Consider the following 14,399-nt stretch of genomic DNA (forward strand, 5'->3'; position numbering starts at 1 on the left):
GTCAGCCCGATATCCGGCGCCCTTGCACGTACACGTGCGCAATCGCGGGCTCGCGCATCGCCATCAGGAGCCCGAAGAGCGTCTGGTCGCGGGCGAGTATCGGATCATCCGAACGCGTTCCGTAGTTGACGAGCCCGGCGAGCGGCGGCCACCCGGACGGATCGATCACCAGGAAGTCGGCCTCTTTGCCCTCGTCGAAGTTGCCGATCCGGTTCTCCATGTCCAGCGCGCGAGCACCGGCGAGTGTTCCGGTGAACAGCAGTTCGGCAGGGTGCATCGACACTCCGTCGTCTCCGGCTTCGGAGATGTGAACCTTGAAGGCGTCGCCGAGGACTCGGGTGAGCAGGCACTCGTCGCCGCCACCGAAGTCCGATCCGATCGCGATGTTGACCCCTGACGCAACGGTTCGTTTCCACGGCATGGTGCCGGAGCCGAGAAACTGCTGGGACGTAGGGCAATGTGCGATCGAGGTTCCGGTCTCGGCCATTCGTGCGAGTTCGGAGTCCTGGCAGTGCACCGAGTGCGCGAGTATCGCGCGTGGACCCAGGAAGCTCTTTCCGCCGACCTGTGAGCCGGGGAGGAACTTGCCGTCGTACGTGTCGAGATAGGTCTCGACCTCGTACTCGGCGAGTGTGGTCGCCACCTCGCCGGTTCCGGGCCGATTGTTCTCGTTGAGATGACTGTGGAAGTAGACGCCCCGGTCACGGACGGAGTCGTACAACTCCCCCAAATCCTTCAGCGTCCGTGTTGTCACCGCGAGAGAGAAGCGGGGAACCACTGCGACGTGAACGAGCGCAGTGTTCACGTCGCCGGTGTCGGCCGCGTGCCACTTGTCGATCTCCTCGCGGGTGAGTCTGATCGCGTCCTCTTCCGAGGTGATCAGCGCGGCGGCGGAGGCCGGGCCGGTGGTCTGAACCCCACGTCCGCTGACCACCCGAAGGCCGCGTTTCAGAGTTTCCGAGAACAGGGCGTCCTGCGCGTGCGGGAAGGCCGATCCGAACACCATCGCGGCCGTGGTTCCCGTGGCGATTCGGCGAGCGCAGAAGGCCTCGGCAGCGTGCTGGGCGAATTCCGGATCAGCGAATCTCGATTCGGAGGGAAAGACGCACAGGTCGAGCCACTCGAGGAGTTGGCCGCCGCCGTACGCGTCGCCGGCGTAGGTCTGCGGGAAATGAATGTGTGCATCGACGAATCCGGGCAGCAGGAAACCCGGTCGGTGGTCGTGAATTTCGCCGCCCGCGAGGTCTCCGGGGAGCGATTCGAATTCTCCGCAGTAGACGATCGTTCCGGCATCGTCGATCGCCAAGACGCCGTCGGGGATCGAGACGAGCGACTGCGCCGCATCCTCAACCGTCGGACGACCGGAAATGTGGAAGACATGGCCTCGATGAAGGTGCGTCACTTACTGAGCAAAGCACAAAACTACCCGGCGTCGCGCGGCGAATGCTGTCCTTTTTGTCAGATATTGGGATCAAGCAAGAGTTGCATGCCAAACAAGAGCCGCAGCCAGCGCACCGGCACCGTTCAACGACCAATGCAGAGCAATCGGCGCAATGAGGCTGCCGCTGCGATGACGAAGCCAGGTGAATACGAGACCGGCCGCAGCGGTGGCGAGAACGGCTCCGAGGATGCCGGCGACCTGGCCGACGACTCCGGTACCGAGAAAGCCGGACAGCCCTTCGTTACCGCTGGTCAAACCCATCGACGACGCGATGTGCCACAGTCCGAACATCAGAGAACCGGCAGCGGCGACGCCGCGGAATCCACTGACCCGGTTCAACGTGCCGTGCAGGACGCCACGGAAAGCCAACTCTTCGGGAATGACGGTCTGCAGCGGGATCACGATCATCGACGCGATGATCGCGCCGGAAATAGTGGCGTAGCGATCCGCCATGAAGAAAGGACGTGTGAGCGGAAGCAGGGCGCCGACGGCGACAACGGTCAGCACCAGGCCGACGGCAGCAAGCGCGTACTTCGAACCTCGCCGCAGGTCACGAGGGGACAGCCCCAATTCCGCCCACCCCATTCCCCGGCGCTTGGTGAGCGCCAACAGGACGAGAGCAGAGATGGGTACCGTCGCGATGCTTGCCCAGGCGGTGGTGAAATGCGCGATCAGATTGGTTCCCACCAGCACCACGATCACAACAGCGATATCCACGTATGCATGCATCCGCGGAAAACGAGGAGCGGTCGCTTCGATCTCCACTGGACCGATCTCCACTGGGCCGCCGCTCGTTAGCTGAAAGTTCACTTTTTCCAGTGTACTGACGCACGAGAACTGCCCGCCACTGTTTGCGAACACGCTCACAGTGACGGGCAGGTCCCGAAGCACCTCTGATCAGGCGCCGAGCGTGCTCGCAAACTTCGGAACGGCGTTGTCGATTGCGTAGGTCAACCCCGGTACCGAGCCACTCGAGAACGCATTGACGAGTGCCGGGTCATCGAGGATCAACAGATGTCCCTCCTGGGCCGACGGGATTGCGCGCAGTAGCGGATCGTTCGCAAACGCACTGCTGTCGAGGAAGATCGGGAACAGCACGGTCAGGTCGGCGTCGAACAGATTCAGGTTCTCGTTGGCAACCGGGATGTAGAAGTTTCCGGTGGCTTTTTCGGTGATCGCCGTCGGGATCGTGAAGCCGAGACGGGTCATGAAGTCTGCGCGTGCGTCGCCGGGTACGTACGCGCCGTAACCGTCGGTACTGTAGGCGCCGACGGCCGCTGTCTTACCCGCAAAACTCGGATTGGCGGCAATTGCAGCGTCGAACTTGGCGTCGAGGCCGGACAGTAGCGCCTTTCCTTCTGCTTCCTTGCCGAGAGCCTTCGCGACGAGTTCGGTCTGCTGCTCGACCGTCGTCCCGTACGCAGTGGACAGACCCGGCGGCGGCCCGACCGTCGGCGCGATGGCGCTGAGCTTGTCGTAGGTGGCCTGCGTGTTGTCGCTTCTCGTCCACAAAATCAGGTCCGGGTCGAGAGCAATGACGTCCTCGATGCTCAGGTCCATGGTTCCGAGGATCTTCGGGTCCGTGGTGAACTCGTCCGCAATCCAGGGTCCGACGCCCTTGCCACCGAACGCCATCCAGTCCGCGACGCCCACTGGTTGAGTGCCCAGAGCGAGTGCCGTCTCGGCGTCCGACCAACCGAGCGCGACGACGCGCTCCGGGTTGGCCGGGACCTCGACGTCACCGAACATGGTCGAGACGGTTGCTCCCGCCTCCGCGGGTGCGTCAGCGCTGTCGCTGCTGCAGCCGGCAAGTCCGGCGACGGCGAGCGAGGCCGCCAAGGCGGTGACTGCAATCTTCATTCGAGAGACTTTGATTCGCATGGTTACCAGCACTCCTCCAACGCTCCAGCGAGAATTAGGGAAGGCTAGCATCAGTAACGAAGGCTGTCGCCCATCGGCCAGATCGTGTTCAGGACGCGTCTGCGGCCCGTTCGAGCTCCGCGATGTCGATCTTCTTCATCTTCATCATCGCGTCCGTGGCGCGTTGCGCCTTGGCCCGATCCGGATCCTTCATCAGTTCGAGAAGGCGATTCGGGACTACCTGCCAGGACAATCCGAACTTGTCCTTGGCCCATCCGCACGGGCCCTCTTCCCCACCCTCGGTCAGCCTGGACCAGTAATGATCGACCTCAGCCTGATCGACGCACGGAATCTCGAAAGACACTGCTTCCGAGAACGTGAACATCGGTCCGCCGTTCAATCCGGTGAATCGCTGACCGCCGAGTTCGAAGCTGACGGTCATCACCGAGCCTGCCGGCATTCCGGAGGGCGATCCCTCGACGTACCTTTCGATTCCGAGTATCTGCCCGGAACCGAACACCGAGATGTAGAAGTTGGCTGCTTCTTCTGCTTGGTTGTCGAACCACAAACAGGGAGTGATGGAAGGCATGTTCTGTCCTTGTCGGAGAGGTTACGAAACAGGTGTACAGGGTTATAGACCCGACCCGAAACGAAAACTCATCGCCAGGAACTGCTCAAGCGGACAACGCAGATTCGAGCATCGGCCAGGAACGAACGAGTTCGTCGCGCCAGTACGGCCAACCGTGCGTCCCCACCGGCTGAGCGCTGCGGGTGACATCGACTCCGCGATCACGCAACACCTGAGTGATCTGGTCGGTGCACAGGTTCGATCCCAGTTCCATGACCCCGCCAACGACCAATACCCGGCCCAGGGCAGGAGTATCGAGAGTTTCGTGCGGACCTGGTAGTCCCGATCCCGAGGCGAGATACACCTTGGTGCCGCGCAGCTTGTCGGCATTGGCGAAGATGTCGTGCTCTTGCCAAGCCTCACTGCCGGCCGGACCCCACATCTGCTCCGAACGGGCATTTCCGTTGATCACCACAAGATCGGTCAACGCCTTGCCGAATCCCCCGACAGTTGTGTAGCAGCCGCTGTAGCCGGCGACCGCGTCGTACAACCTGGCTGAGCGCTGGGCCAGAATCAGCGCGGCTTCTGCGCCCATCGAAATCCCGCCGATTGCGTTGTGCCCGTTGGTGGCGAACCTCGTGTCGATCAGTGGGGGAAGCTCTTTCGTCAGGAACGTCTCCCACTTCAGACGACCGAATTTCGGGTGGTCTTCCTGCCAATCGGTGTACATGGTGCCGGTTCCACCGATGGGGAGTACGACGTTCACGTTTTTGTCGGCAAAGAACGGGACGATATCGCCGTTAGCCGGAGCCAGCCAGTTGTTCTCTTCGATCTGCCCGGAATTGCCGTCCAGGAGATACAGCGTCCCGCGCGGTTCCGAGCGGTCGGCAGGAAGCAGCACTTTCACCTGCATGGTGCGCCCCATGGCGGGACTCGCGACGTCGAGAAGAACCAAGCGCGAAGACAGTTCGGTGACACTCGTTATCTTCGGGGTCTCGTCGGCGAGCGCGGTCGAGGGCAACGCAAGTAGTGAAATCAAGGCGAGCGCGCCGACGAGAACGACGCTTCGAAGGCTTGCTCGATGGGGCCTCACACGCCGAGCGACGCGGCGATCATCGGCCACGAGTCGTGTAAGTCGTCTTCCCAGTATCCCCATGAATGCGTTCCTGCCGGCTTGAAGTTGTAGCGAATGTTGTTCATACCCAATGCGTTCGTCCTGTCCGCAAGCTGGGTGGTGCAGTAGTGAGTTGCCGCCTCGATTCCGCCACCGAGAACAAGTTGCAACGCCAAATCTGTGACGTCGTTGTCGATCCGCGGATCGGCAAGTGTGTCGTACGGACCCGGAATTCCGGTTGCTGTTGTGATGTACATAGGGACTCGAGGTAGCTTGTCCGCGTTGACAACCGGATCGTGAGCCGGCCAACCCGGACCATGGTACGGACCCCACATGTTTTCCGCGTCACCCCCACCCACGGCGACCACGAGTTTCACGAAGTTCTGCCCGATGCCCGGACTCGTCATCGCGCACCCGCTGAAGGACCCGACACTGTTGTACAGCGCGGGCGCCGCCATAGCCAGATCCAGTACCGACGTGCCCGCCATCGACAGGCCTGCCAGTGCGTTCTCGCCGGTCGTCGCGAACATTGAATCAATGACTGGCGGTAGTTCTTCCGTCAGGAACGTGGTCCACATGTTGACCCCGTTGTTGTTGCCGGATTTCGCGAGGCCGGGGTCCGGCCGCTCCCAATCGGTGTAATAGCTGAATGCTCCACCGAGAGGCGTGACCACGTTGACGTGCTTGTCCGCGAAGAACTTCGGTGCGTCGGTCCGCACCGACCACGTCGCGTCGTCTTTTCCTCCGTCTACTCCGTTGAGTAGGTAGAGCGTCGGAGCAGGCGTCGAAGTATCAGCCGGCCGCAAGACCTGCAACGGAATGTCGCGCCCCATCGACTGTGAGTACACCGAGATGTCGACCAGCCTGCTGTCCGCCGACTGAGCGTGACCCGGTGCGGTGAGGAGCTGGAGCCCACACACTGCCGTGGCCAACGCCACGAAGACACGGAAAACCGTTCGTAACGCACGAGTCTCGATCATCCGGGTCACTCTCTTCGGCAGCGGAACCTTTCGAACGGTACCGCCTGAAACAGGCAAACCCGACGTGATCGGAAATACTCGATCCGGTCGACACGGAAAGGCTCACGCACCGAGTGCGTGAGCCTTTCTCGTCAGACGACGCTTACTTGGGCGTAACCGTGCCGCCGCTGAGCGTGGTCAGTGCGTCGACGAGACGCTGACCGAGGTTGTTGACGCTTCCGATGGCTTCACCGAGAGATCCCATGAGTTTCCTCCTGCAGTTTGTCGAAATTGAAGTAACTACACCCGGAGCGGGCGTGGCAATGTCGCGCTGAATTAGGGGGTGGGGTCCTTGGAGATGGTCTCTACCGATCCCATGAAGGTCTTGAGCAGACCGTCAGCGCTGAACAGTGATCCCAGGCCCTGAACAACAGCGCCGAGAATTCCTTCCATTGAACCCATGTGAATCTCCTTGAGAGGTCAGAGGTCAGCTGCCAAAAGCACCCGACAGTGCTGTGACAGCTGCGTCACATCTGTAATGTATCCGTGACGTGGGTAACAGTAATCATACGAACGACCAGTTGGCAAAGGATTCCGACAATGGGGTCATTATTTCGACTAATAAGGTCTGCTACTGAAAAAATTCCGGCCAATCGGTCGAATTTGACCAATTCTGTCGCCGCATTGATCAACCGCCCCAAATCCTGCGGTTACCCACCAGTAAACTGAAATCATGTCTAGCGCAACCTCACTCACGCAGGTAGCTAATTTCCGGTGGCACCGCCATCAACTCGACCGCGCGGTTGTCGGTGACGCCGATCACAGCGATTGCAGCATTCTTGATCTCGGGATTCAGAACACCGGACCTGACGGAGCCGCCTGGGCCCTGCGGATCCGCGGCGTCCGCGTCGACGCCACTGAGCTCGCTCTTGCCTGGACGTTGCGCGGAGCCCCCCACTATTACCGTCGGGGCGACCTGCCTGCCGTCGCCGCCGCCACGTCGCCGTTCAGCGAAGCCGATGCAGCCAAGCGCATTTACGACGCGAATCGGCCCCTGAAGGCCGCCGGCATCCCGACGCTGACTGCCCTGCAAACAGTTGCTGCTGCGATGCGGGACATCGTCTCGAAACCAACCGTCAAGGGCGAGATGTCCGCGCAATTGACCACGCGGGTCACCGAGCCCTATCTGAGATTCTGCCGCCCGTGCAATGCCACTCATCTGTACGAGATGCCGTTCCGGCTCGCGGCACTCCAGGCAGGCCTCGAGCTACAGCCGGACACATCTCCCCCAGTGCTCGAACGCATTCCGGGTTGGCGCCGACGCCCATTCAGCGCCACGGGCGCAGACGCAGATTCCCGCTTCGACGTGATCCGGGGTTATCTGCGGTTCTACGGCCCCGCGACTCCTGCTCACGTCGCGTCGTTTCTCGATGCTCCGGTCAGGGACGTCAAAGCCCACTGGCCAGTCGATGCCGAGGAGATCGAGGTGAACGGCGAGAAGCGGTGGATTCTCGAACAGGACCGCGAAGACTTGTTCGGCTCCCCCAGCGATTCGAGTACGCGCTTGCTCGGGCCTTTCGATCCGTATGTACAGCTCAAGGATCGGGAGACCCTGGTTCCCGATCCGACCGCCCAGAAGACGGTGTGGCCGACCCTCGGGCGACCGGGCACGGTGGTGGTCGGTGGCACGATCACCGGATTGTGGCGACCACGAGCATCCGGAAAGAAGCTGAAGGTCGCGATCACCCCGTGGGGAACGTTGTCACGATCGGCCCGCGCAGCAGTGGCCGAGCAGGCCGAAATACTTGCCGAATTTCGCGGCGTCGAGCTCTCCGAACTGGTCGAAGTATCTTGATCGAGCCAGTGGCATCCGGATAATTCCAGCTCACACCCGCCCCGATTCGGAGAAGGAAACCCCCAACGATAACCTGAATGCGACCTTCGCACGCACCCTTGTTCAGGAGAGATGATGGCCGACTTCCTCTATGAGGACCTGTTGCCGATCGGTGATGACACCACCGAGTACCGATTGCTCACCACCGAAGGGGTGTCGACAGTCGAGGGACCGGACGGCCGCACCTTCCTGCAGGTCGAGCCGGAAGCGATGCGCTTGCTGACTGAAACGGCGCTGCACGACATCTCTCATTACCTGCGCACGGATCACCTGACGCAACTCGCGAGCATCCTCGACGATCCCGAAGCGTCGAACAACGACAAGTTCGTCGCGCTCGATCTGCTCAAGAACGCCAATATCGCCGCTGCCGGCGTTCTGCCGATGTGCCAGGACACCGGAACCGCCATCGTCATGGGCAAGCGTGGACAGCATGTGCTCACCCCCGGCGACGACGAGAAGTCCATTGCCCGCGGTGTCTACGACGCCTACACGCGTCTGAACCTGCGCTACTCGCAGAACGCCCCCATCACGATGTGGGACGAGAAGAACACTGGCAACAACTTGCCCGCGCAGATCGAGCTGTACGCCGATACTGCTGCCGGACATGAGAACTCGTACAAGTTCCTCTTCATGGCCAAGGGCGGCGGAAGCGCCAACAAGTCCTACCTGTACCAGGAAACCAAAGCGATCCTGAACCCCGACTCGATGATGCAGTTCCTCGAGGCGAAGATCCGCTCACTCGGCACCGCGGCCTGCCCGCCGTACCACCTCGCGATCGTCGTCGGCGGTACCTCGGCCGAGTTCGCGATGAAGACGGCCAAGTACGCGTCCGCGCACTACCTCGACGAATTGCCCACCGAAGGCGCCATCACGGGCCGCGGCTTCCGCGATCACGAACTCGAGAAGAAGGTCTTCGAGCTCACGCAGAAGATCGGCATCGGCGCACAGTTCGGCGGTAAGTACTTCTGCCACGACGTCCGCGTCGTCCGACTCCCCCGCCACGGCGCTTCGTTGCCCGTCGCCATTGCGGTGTCCTGCTCGGCAGATCGACAGGCGAAGGCCAAGATCACCCCGGAGGGCGTGTTCCTGGAACAGCTCGAATTCAACCCGGGCCGTTTCCTGCCCGAGGTCACGGACGCTCAGCTCGACGAAGAGACGGATGGCATTTCGGGTACCGGCAAGGGCGCTGCGGTCAAGATCGATCTGACCAAGCCGATGTCGGAGATCCTGGCCGAGCTCTCCAAGCACCCGGTGAAGACTCGTCTCTCCTTGACCGGTCCGCTCGTCGTGGCACGCGACATCGCGCACGCCAAGATCAAGGAACGCCTCGACGCAGGCGAAGAGATGCCGCAGTATCTCAAGGATCACCCGGTGTACTACGCCGGCCCCGCCAAGACGCCCGACGGCATGGCGTCCGGCTCGTTCGGCCCGACCACGGCCGGCCGTATGGACTCGTACGTCGAGCAGTTCCAGGCCGCCGGTGGCTCGATGATCATGCTGGCCAAGGGAAACCGCTCCAAGCAGGTCACCGACGCCTGCAACTCGCACGGCGGTTTCTACCTCGGGTCGATCGGTGGACCGGCCGCTCGCCTGGCGCTCGACTGCATCAAGAAGGTCGACATCCTCGAGTACGCCGAACTGGGAATGGAAGCCGTCTGGAAGATCGACGTCGAGGACTTCCCCGCCTTCATCGTCGTCGACGACAAGGGCAACGACTTCTTTGCGCACACCGGTGAAGTGACCCTGACGATCGGCAAGCGTCCGGGTCTGTAGACACGTCAACAGCAAAGAGCCCCGGCGAGTTTCGATCGCCGGGGCTCTTTTGTGTCTTTGTCAGGTCCAGAGCGCGGCCACGAATACGGTCACGATCGACAACCCGCCGACGACGTGCACCAGATTCGGATTGGGCTGGTCCTTCTTCTGCTTCGCCCGGGTGATCTCGGCAAGCGCCACGATGACCAGCGAAAGCACCAACTTCACAGCGATTTTCGCGTGAATGTAGTTCTTGTCCAGGGCGCCTTCGCCCAACCCGACGATGATCAGGCCGGACACGAACTGCATCCTGGCACCCCACACCATGACCTCGGTGATCGAAGGAGCCTTGAGGACGGTGAAGTAGCTACCGACCAGGGCAGCCATGCCGAGTAGGTGAATCACTACAAAGACGTTGTATAGAACAGACATACAAGCACTTTAACTTGTACCTTGTTCTGGCCGAACGGAACTGCGACTTCTCTCAGAGAATTCCGGCTTCGGATGCGGCGGAACGATATTTCGCTGCCAAGGTGTCCACCGTCTCGTGTGCGTTGAGACCACTGGGATTGGGCACGATCCACAGTTTTGCCCCCTCGAAATCACGGTCCTGACGCCCGGCCTTCGCCTTCTTGTCACCGAAAGCTGTTCGATAGGCGGTGATCCCGGCGAAGGCAACGACTACTGGATTGGTTGCGCGCACGATGTTTCGGACCCGAACTCCGCCAGTTGCGAGTTCCTCCGACGTCAATTCATCGGCGCGCGCAGTTGCCCGCACCGCCAAATTGGTGATGCCCACTCCCCGATCGATCAGATACTGTGTGTCAGCGTCCGACATACCCGCGGAAGGATCGATCGCATGCTCGATGATGCCTGCCCGCAGCAGTGCCGGATAGAACCGATTACCCGGCCTGGCGAAATGCGCGCCGGTCGCCGCCGTCCACAGTCCCGGATTGATACCGACGAACAACAGCCGACAATCCGGCCCGATCAGATCCTCGATCTCGGCGTCTCGGAACGATTCCAGTTCGGCGCGCGTGAATCCCATGCAGCCAGTACATCAGGCCGTCACGACAGCGCTTCGCGCACCTCGTCGATCGCGTCGTGCATCATCTGCTCGTACACATCGATGTCCGGAATCGAGGCCGGACTGCTGGTGATGCTGATCGTCACAGTGTCCCCGATCCCGTGTACGCCGTGGGTCAACGACATGACCGGCGACAAACTCGGGAAGCCTGCTGTGAACCGAACGACGCCGCCTCCGAGCACCAGATCCGCGTCACCGCGCGCGACACTCGACACCACGGTGTTTCCAGTGACCTCGTCGGGTACTGCCGTGAAATCGTATTGCTGCACGCCCCAACGGACCAGCGGGCCGGGAACAGCGTTCAGCGCGAGATCCGACGCTGCGCTGGATGGATGGGACGCACGTGCGCGACGCTCGTCCATCGACTCCCTGATCAATTGGGCTCGCTCACGAAGATCATCGACTTCCGGGAACAGCCCGACACCTGCATTGCGGAAGTGATTGCGCGCCGTGGGTGTACCTGCCTTGGCGATGGTCACCTCAGCTCCCAATTCGGGCGGTACCGAGCCGTCTCGCTCGGTGAGGTAGTTCGCCATCGCTACCGAGATGGCTGTCATCGCTCCGACTGTGACGGATACGCCGTCGCCACGGAAATCTGCGCTGTCCCGCACGACCATGCGCACCAGTCGGTGCGGTCCGGGAGGGATGTTCGAGCGCACCTTCGCACGGCTCGCCGCCTGCGGCGCAACAACTCCCGATTCGGTGTCCGCCTGCAGCTGTAACTGCGCGCGGTGCCCCGCCCGGCCGTCGCGGAACAGCGAAACAAGTTGGCCCGGAAGGCGCAGGGCGGCGCGGCCCAGAATCTCGGCTGATCCGCTACGCCGCACGTCCGTCTTCTGCTTCGCGGGCGGTTGCGGCGAGAACAGCTGGCGAGCAATCGCCGACGCGCGTTTGCCGTCCGCCAGAGAATGAGCGACCTGCAGAACTGCGATCAGCGCCGGGCCACTGCAGCGCGGCACGCCGGTGACGCCGTGAAACAGGTGCAGCGTCCACGGGGACTCGCGCGGGTCGACGTGGTTCTCGAGTAGTTTCTCGATTCCGTGAATGCACGAGAGCCACGAGCTTTCGGGCAGCTCATGCACTCTCACCAAGGAGGCGTCGACCGGCATGGGCTCCCACACCGGATAGTCGAGGTGCCACGGTGATTCACGAATCCGAACATTGAGATCCGGAATGAGCGACGCTCTTTCGACCACCGAGCGTCGTAGCTCGTCCATGTGCTGGCTCTGCCCGTCGAAACAATAGAGCAGCAGCTGATCGTTCGGGATCTTCTCCGAAATCCAGAAGGTTTGGGCATCGGTGGGCGTCATCCGTAACACCGGGAGACGGTACCACCGGCTTGTCAGCTCTTTTCTGCAGCAGCTTTCAGCTGGGACAGGCCCTTCTCGAAATCCTTTCCGACAAGCTTGTCCATGCTGAAGATGAAACCGAAGATCTTGAAGAACAGATTCTTCTTTCCGGTCATCTTCCACGTCACCTGAACTTCACCGGAATTCGGCGAGATGAGAAACGTGGTGACGTTCTGCGCCTTGAACGGCTTGAGGAAGGCCAGGTCCAAAACTACTCGTTCATTCGGGACGGATTCGGTGATCACCATCGAACCGGAGCCCGCCTTCTTGTTTCCCGCCCAGGCGTACGAAGCCCCGACGCCCGCGTCAGGCCCCGCGTACGTACGCTGCATCGCCGGGTCGAGACCTTCCCACGGCGACCACTGAGTCCACTGATGGAAATCGTTGATCAACGCGAAGACGACCGGTGCTTCTGCCTTGACGATCTTCGTACGTTCTACCAGGAATTCGTTGGAATTCTGCGAAGCCATCGTCGATCTCCAATTCTCGGGCGTGACAAGTGTTCGGAATTATCCACGGTCGACGAGATCGGAGCGAGTCGACACTCAGTCCCGCAGGCACAGGCAGAAATAGTGACCGACCGGGTCGCGGTACACGCGGAAAGTCTGATGCTCCGGAATGTCGGTCACCCGCTGCGCTCCAAGGTTCGTCACCCAAGCCTCGGCGGGGTCGAGAGAATCCACGAACAGATCCAGATGGATCCCGACACCGGAGGTCGGCCAGTCCACCGGAACAAAATCCGGAGCGAGCTGAAACGCGAGCCGCTCCCCGCCGGGTCCTTCGATCACGTGCCAATCATCCTCGTCGCGAACACTTTTCCACTCGAGGACCTGGACGTAGAAGCTGGCCAATGCGGCCGGATCCGGGCAGTCCAGGACTGTGTAGTCCATACCGATGTTCGGGCGCGTCACTGTGCCTTCTTCTCCTGAACTTTTTTACGCACGAACAACAACGGAAGAACCAGCGTCGCAACGGCGGTTACCAGCCACACGACGACGGTTCCCAGAATCCACGTCGAGACACCGGAGATCGACAGATTGGAGAAGAGCGACGCCACCAACAGCGCGACAAATGTCGACACCAATCCGATTCCGCCGAGAAATGCCGGTGCATGGCGCTTTGCCACCGTGGCGATGAACGGCGCCAGGACCGACTGCGCAATCGCAAAGATCACGACCGCAACGATGAATCCGGATGTGGGCGCCGAGAAGCCCGAAAGAATCAACGACGCAACTAGAAGCCCGACAGCGGCAGAACCCAGGAAGATCGCGGCGCGAATCAGGAAGCTGATCATTTGTTGATCCTATATGTCGGATATCAAGGAGAACAGATATTCACAATCCCAGAGATTCCTGCACCTCTCGCAATGTCCGGGCAGAAGATCGGAGCCCCGAAGCCTCCATTTTCGATAGCGGCACTTCGAGGACTCGGCCGGCACCAGCACGACCAACCATCGTGGGAAGGGACAGGCAAACGTGCTCGAGTCCGTGGACGCCGCTCTGCAAAGTCGACACCGGCAGAACCCGTTGTTCGTCCCGCAACACGACTTCCGCGATGAATGCGCTCGACAATCCGATGGCGAGGTTGGTCGCACCCTTACCCTCGATGATCTCGTAAGCACTCTCGACTACAGACTTCGCTACTTTCGCGCGTAGGTCGGGGCCGAGGACGCCACCCGACGGTCCCACGAACGAGGTTGCCGGCACTCCGCCGATGGTTGCGCTCGACCAGAGCGGAATCTCGGAATCCCCGTGCTCGCCCACGATGAAGGCATGAACGTTCTCCACCGCGACTCCGAGTTCGGTAGCCAGCAGGAATCGCAATCGGGCCGTGTCCAGCACGGTCCCAGATCCGAAAATTCGGCCGCGGTACGACGGTCCCGCAGCCTGGATCGCTGCGTAGGTCGCCACGTCGACCGGGTTGGTGACGAAGAGAAGGACCGCGTCCGGTGACACCGCCAACAGTTGTTCGGTCAGTGTCTGCGCGATCTTGACGTTCACCGCGGCAAGTTCGAGCCGCGACTGACCGGGATGCTGTTTGGCGCCCGCGGTGACGACGACCAAGTCGGATCCCGCGGTGACCGAGATGTCATCGCCTCCGTCGACAGTGCACGGCGGTGTGAACTGGGTGCCGTGGTTGAGATCGAGAACTTCGGCCCGGACCTTTGCCCTGTTGGTGTCGTAGAGGGCGAGCGCGTCGGCCGATCCGCGTATCAGGCACGCATACGCAATTGCGGTGCCGACACTTCCCGCACCGACAACGGACACTTTTCGTCTGGATGAACGATTCGGCGTCGTCATGGGTAAATGGTGCTCGCTCGATAACGATTTCGCAGTACAACGGATTGCCAGTCTCTTCTCAGGGTTTGGATGCAG

16 protein-coding genes are annotated in these 14,399 nt (G+C 61.3%); 2 read left to right on the top strand and 14 right to left on the bottom strand.

Annotated features, from left to right (window positions below; genetic code table 11):
* Position 1 precedes the first annotated feature (1 nt).
* The 7 genes from A0W34_RS20240 to A0W34_RS33670 form a co-directional block, all read right to left on the bottom strand.
* Positions 2 to 1,402, bottom strand: coding sequence for an amidohydrolase family protein (locus A0W34_RS20240; protein WP_081558165.1), 1,401 nt, complete (start codon positions 1,400 to 1,402; stop codon positions 2 to 4).
* Between the two features lie 69 nt (positions 1,403 to 1,471).
* On the bottom strand, positions 1,472 to 2,170 hold the full coding sequence (locus A0W34_RS20245) for a CPBP family intramembrane glutamic endopeptidase (protein ID WP_020908494.1): 699 nt from the start codon (positions 2,168 to 2,170) through the stop codon (positions 1,472 to 1,474).
* A gap of 168 nt (positions 2,171 to 2,338) precedes the next feature.
* The gene (locus tag A0W34_RS20250; protein ID WP_232329890.1) at positions 2,339 to 3,301 is read right to left on the bottom strand and encodes an ABC transporter substrate-binding protein; all 963 of its coding nucleotides are present in this window, start codon (positions 3,299 to 3,301) and stop codon (positions 2,339 to 2,341) included.
* A 109-nt stretch (positions 3,302 to 3,410) separates the two neighbouring features.
* Positions 3,411 to 3,890, bottom strand: a complete 480-nt coding sequence (locus A0W34_RS20255) for a VOC family protein (protein ID WP_007726307.1) — start codon at positions 3,888 to 3,890, stop codon at positions 3,411 to 3,413.
* A gap of 85 nt (positions 3,891 to 3,975) precedes the next feature.
* On the bottom strand, positions 3,976 to 4,962 hold the full coding sequence (locus tag A0W34_RS20260; RefSeq protein WP_232329891.1) for an alpha/beta hydrolase: 987 nt from the start codon (positions 4,960 to 4,962) through the stop codon (positions 3,976 to 3,978).
* Positions 4,959 to 5,963 carry an alpha/beta hydrolase gene (locus A0W34_RS20265; RefSeq protein ID WP_050656017.1) on the bottom strand — a complete coding sequence of 335 codons (1,005 nt, stop codon included), beginning with the start codon at positions 5,961 to 5,963 and terminating at the stop codon, positions 4,959 to 4,961. Before A0W34_RS20265 ends, A0W34_RS20260 begins: the two co-directional genes overlap by 4 nt.
* Positions 5,964 to 6,278: 315 nt before the next feature.
* Positions 6,279 to 6,404, bottom strand: a complete 126-nt coding sequence (locus A0W34_RS33670) for a hypothetical protein (protein ID WP_019744544.1) — start codon at positions 6,402 to 6,404, stop codon at positions 6,279 to 6,281.
* A gap of 271 nt (positions 6,405 to 6,675) precedes the next feature.
* On the opposite strand from A0W34_RS33670, the gene A0W34_RS20270 reads away from it, so the two are divergent.
* Together A0W34_RS20270 and A0W34_RS20275 are read left to right on the top strand one after the other, a co-directional pair.
* Entirely contained in the window at positions 6,676 to 7,797 is a 1,122-nt protein-coding gene (locus tag A0W34_RS20270; protein WP_081558167.1) for a winged helix DNA-binding domain-containing protein, read from the top strand.
* 114 nt (positions 7,798 to 7,911) lie between these two features.
* Positions 7,912 to 9,609, top strand: a complete 1,698-nt coding sequence (locus tag A0W34_RS20275; RefSeq protein ID WP_007726313.1) for a fumarate hydratase — start codon at positions 7,912 to 7,914, stop codon at positions 9,607 to 9,609.
* Positions 9,610 to 9,669: 60 nt separating this feature from the next.
* Here the strand turns inward: A0W34_RS20275 and A0W34_RS20280 are convergent, their stop codons facing one another.
* The 7 genes from A0W34_RS20280 to A0W34_RS20310 all read right to left on the bottom strand — a co-directional run bounded on the left by A0W34_RS20280 (position 9,670) and on the right by A0W34_RS20310 (position 14,324).
* A complete protein-coding gene (locus A0W34_RS20280) occupies positions 9,670 to 10,020 on the bottom strand; it encodes a hypothetical protein (protein ID WP_058226011.1) in 351 nt (116 codons plus the stop codon).
* Between the two features lie 52 nt (positions 10,021 to 10,072).
* Entirely contained in the window at positions 10,073 to 10,636 is a 564-nt protein-coding gene (locus A0W34_RS20285) for a mismatch-specific DNA-glycosylase (protein WP_081558168.1), read from the bottom strand.
* Between the two features lie 20 nt (positions 10,637 to 10,656).
* Entirely contained in the window at positions 10,657 to 11,985 is a 1,329-nt protein-coding gene (locus A0W34_RS20290; RefSeq protein WP_081558169.1) for a WS/DGAT domain-containing protein, read from the bottom strand.
* Positions 11,986 to 12,017: 32 nt separating this feature from the next.
* The gene (locus tag A0W34_RS20295; protein ID WP_030536240.1) at positions 12,018 to 12,494 is read right to left on the bottom strand and encodes an SRPBCC family protein; all 477 of its coding nucleotides are present in this window, start codon (positions 12,492 to 12,494) and stop codon (positions 12,018 to 12,020) included.
* Positions 12,495 to 12,569: 75 nt separating this feature from the next.
* The gene (locus A0W34_RS20300; RefSeq protein ID WP_042448820.1) at positions 12,570 to 12,935 is read right to left on the bottom strand and encodes a VOC family protein; all 366 of its coding nucleotides are present in this window, start codon (positions 12,933 to 12,935) and stop codon (positions 12,570 to 12,572) included.
* Positions 12,932 to 13,318 carry a phage holin family protein gene (locus A0W34_RS20305; RefSeq protein ID WP_003945275.1) on the bottom strand — a complete coding sequence of 129 codons (387 nt, stop codon included), beginning with the start codon at positions 13,316 to 13,318 and terminating at the stop codon, positions 12,932 to 12,934. Before A0W34_RS20305 ends, A0W34_RS20300 begins: the two co-directional genes overlap by 4 nt.
* A 40-nt stretch (positions 13,319 to 13,358) precedes the next feature.
* On the bottom strand, positions 13,359 to 14,324 hold the full coding sequence (locus tag A0W34_RS20310) for an L-lactate dehydrogenase (RefSeq protein WP_081558170.1): 966 nt from the start codon (positions 14,322 to 14,324) through the stop codon (positions 13,359 to 13,361).
* Positions 14,325 to 14,399: the final 75 nt, after the last annotated feature.

The organism is Rhodococcus sp. BH4 (assembly GCF_002079265.1).
GTDB classification, from domain to species: domain Bacteria; phylum Actinomycetota; class Actinomycetes; order Mycobacteriales; family Mycobacteriaceae; genus Rhodococcus_F; species Rhodococcus_F qingshengii.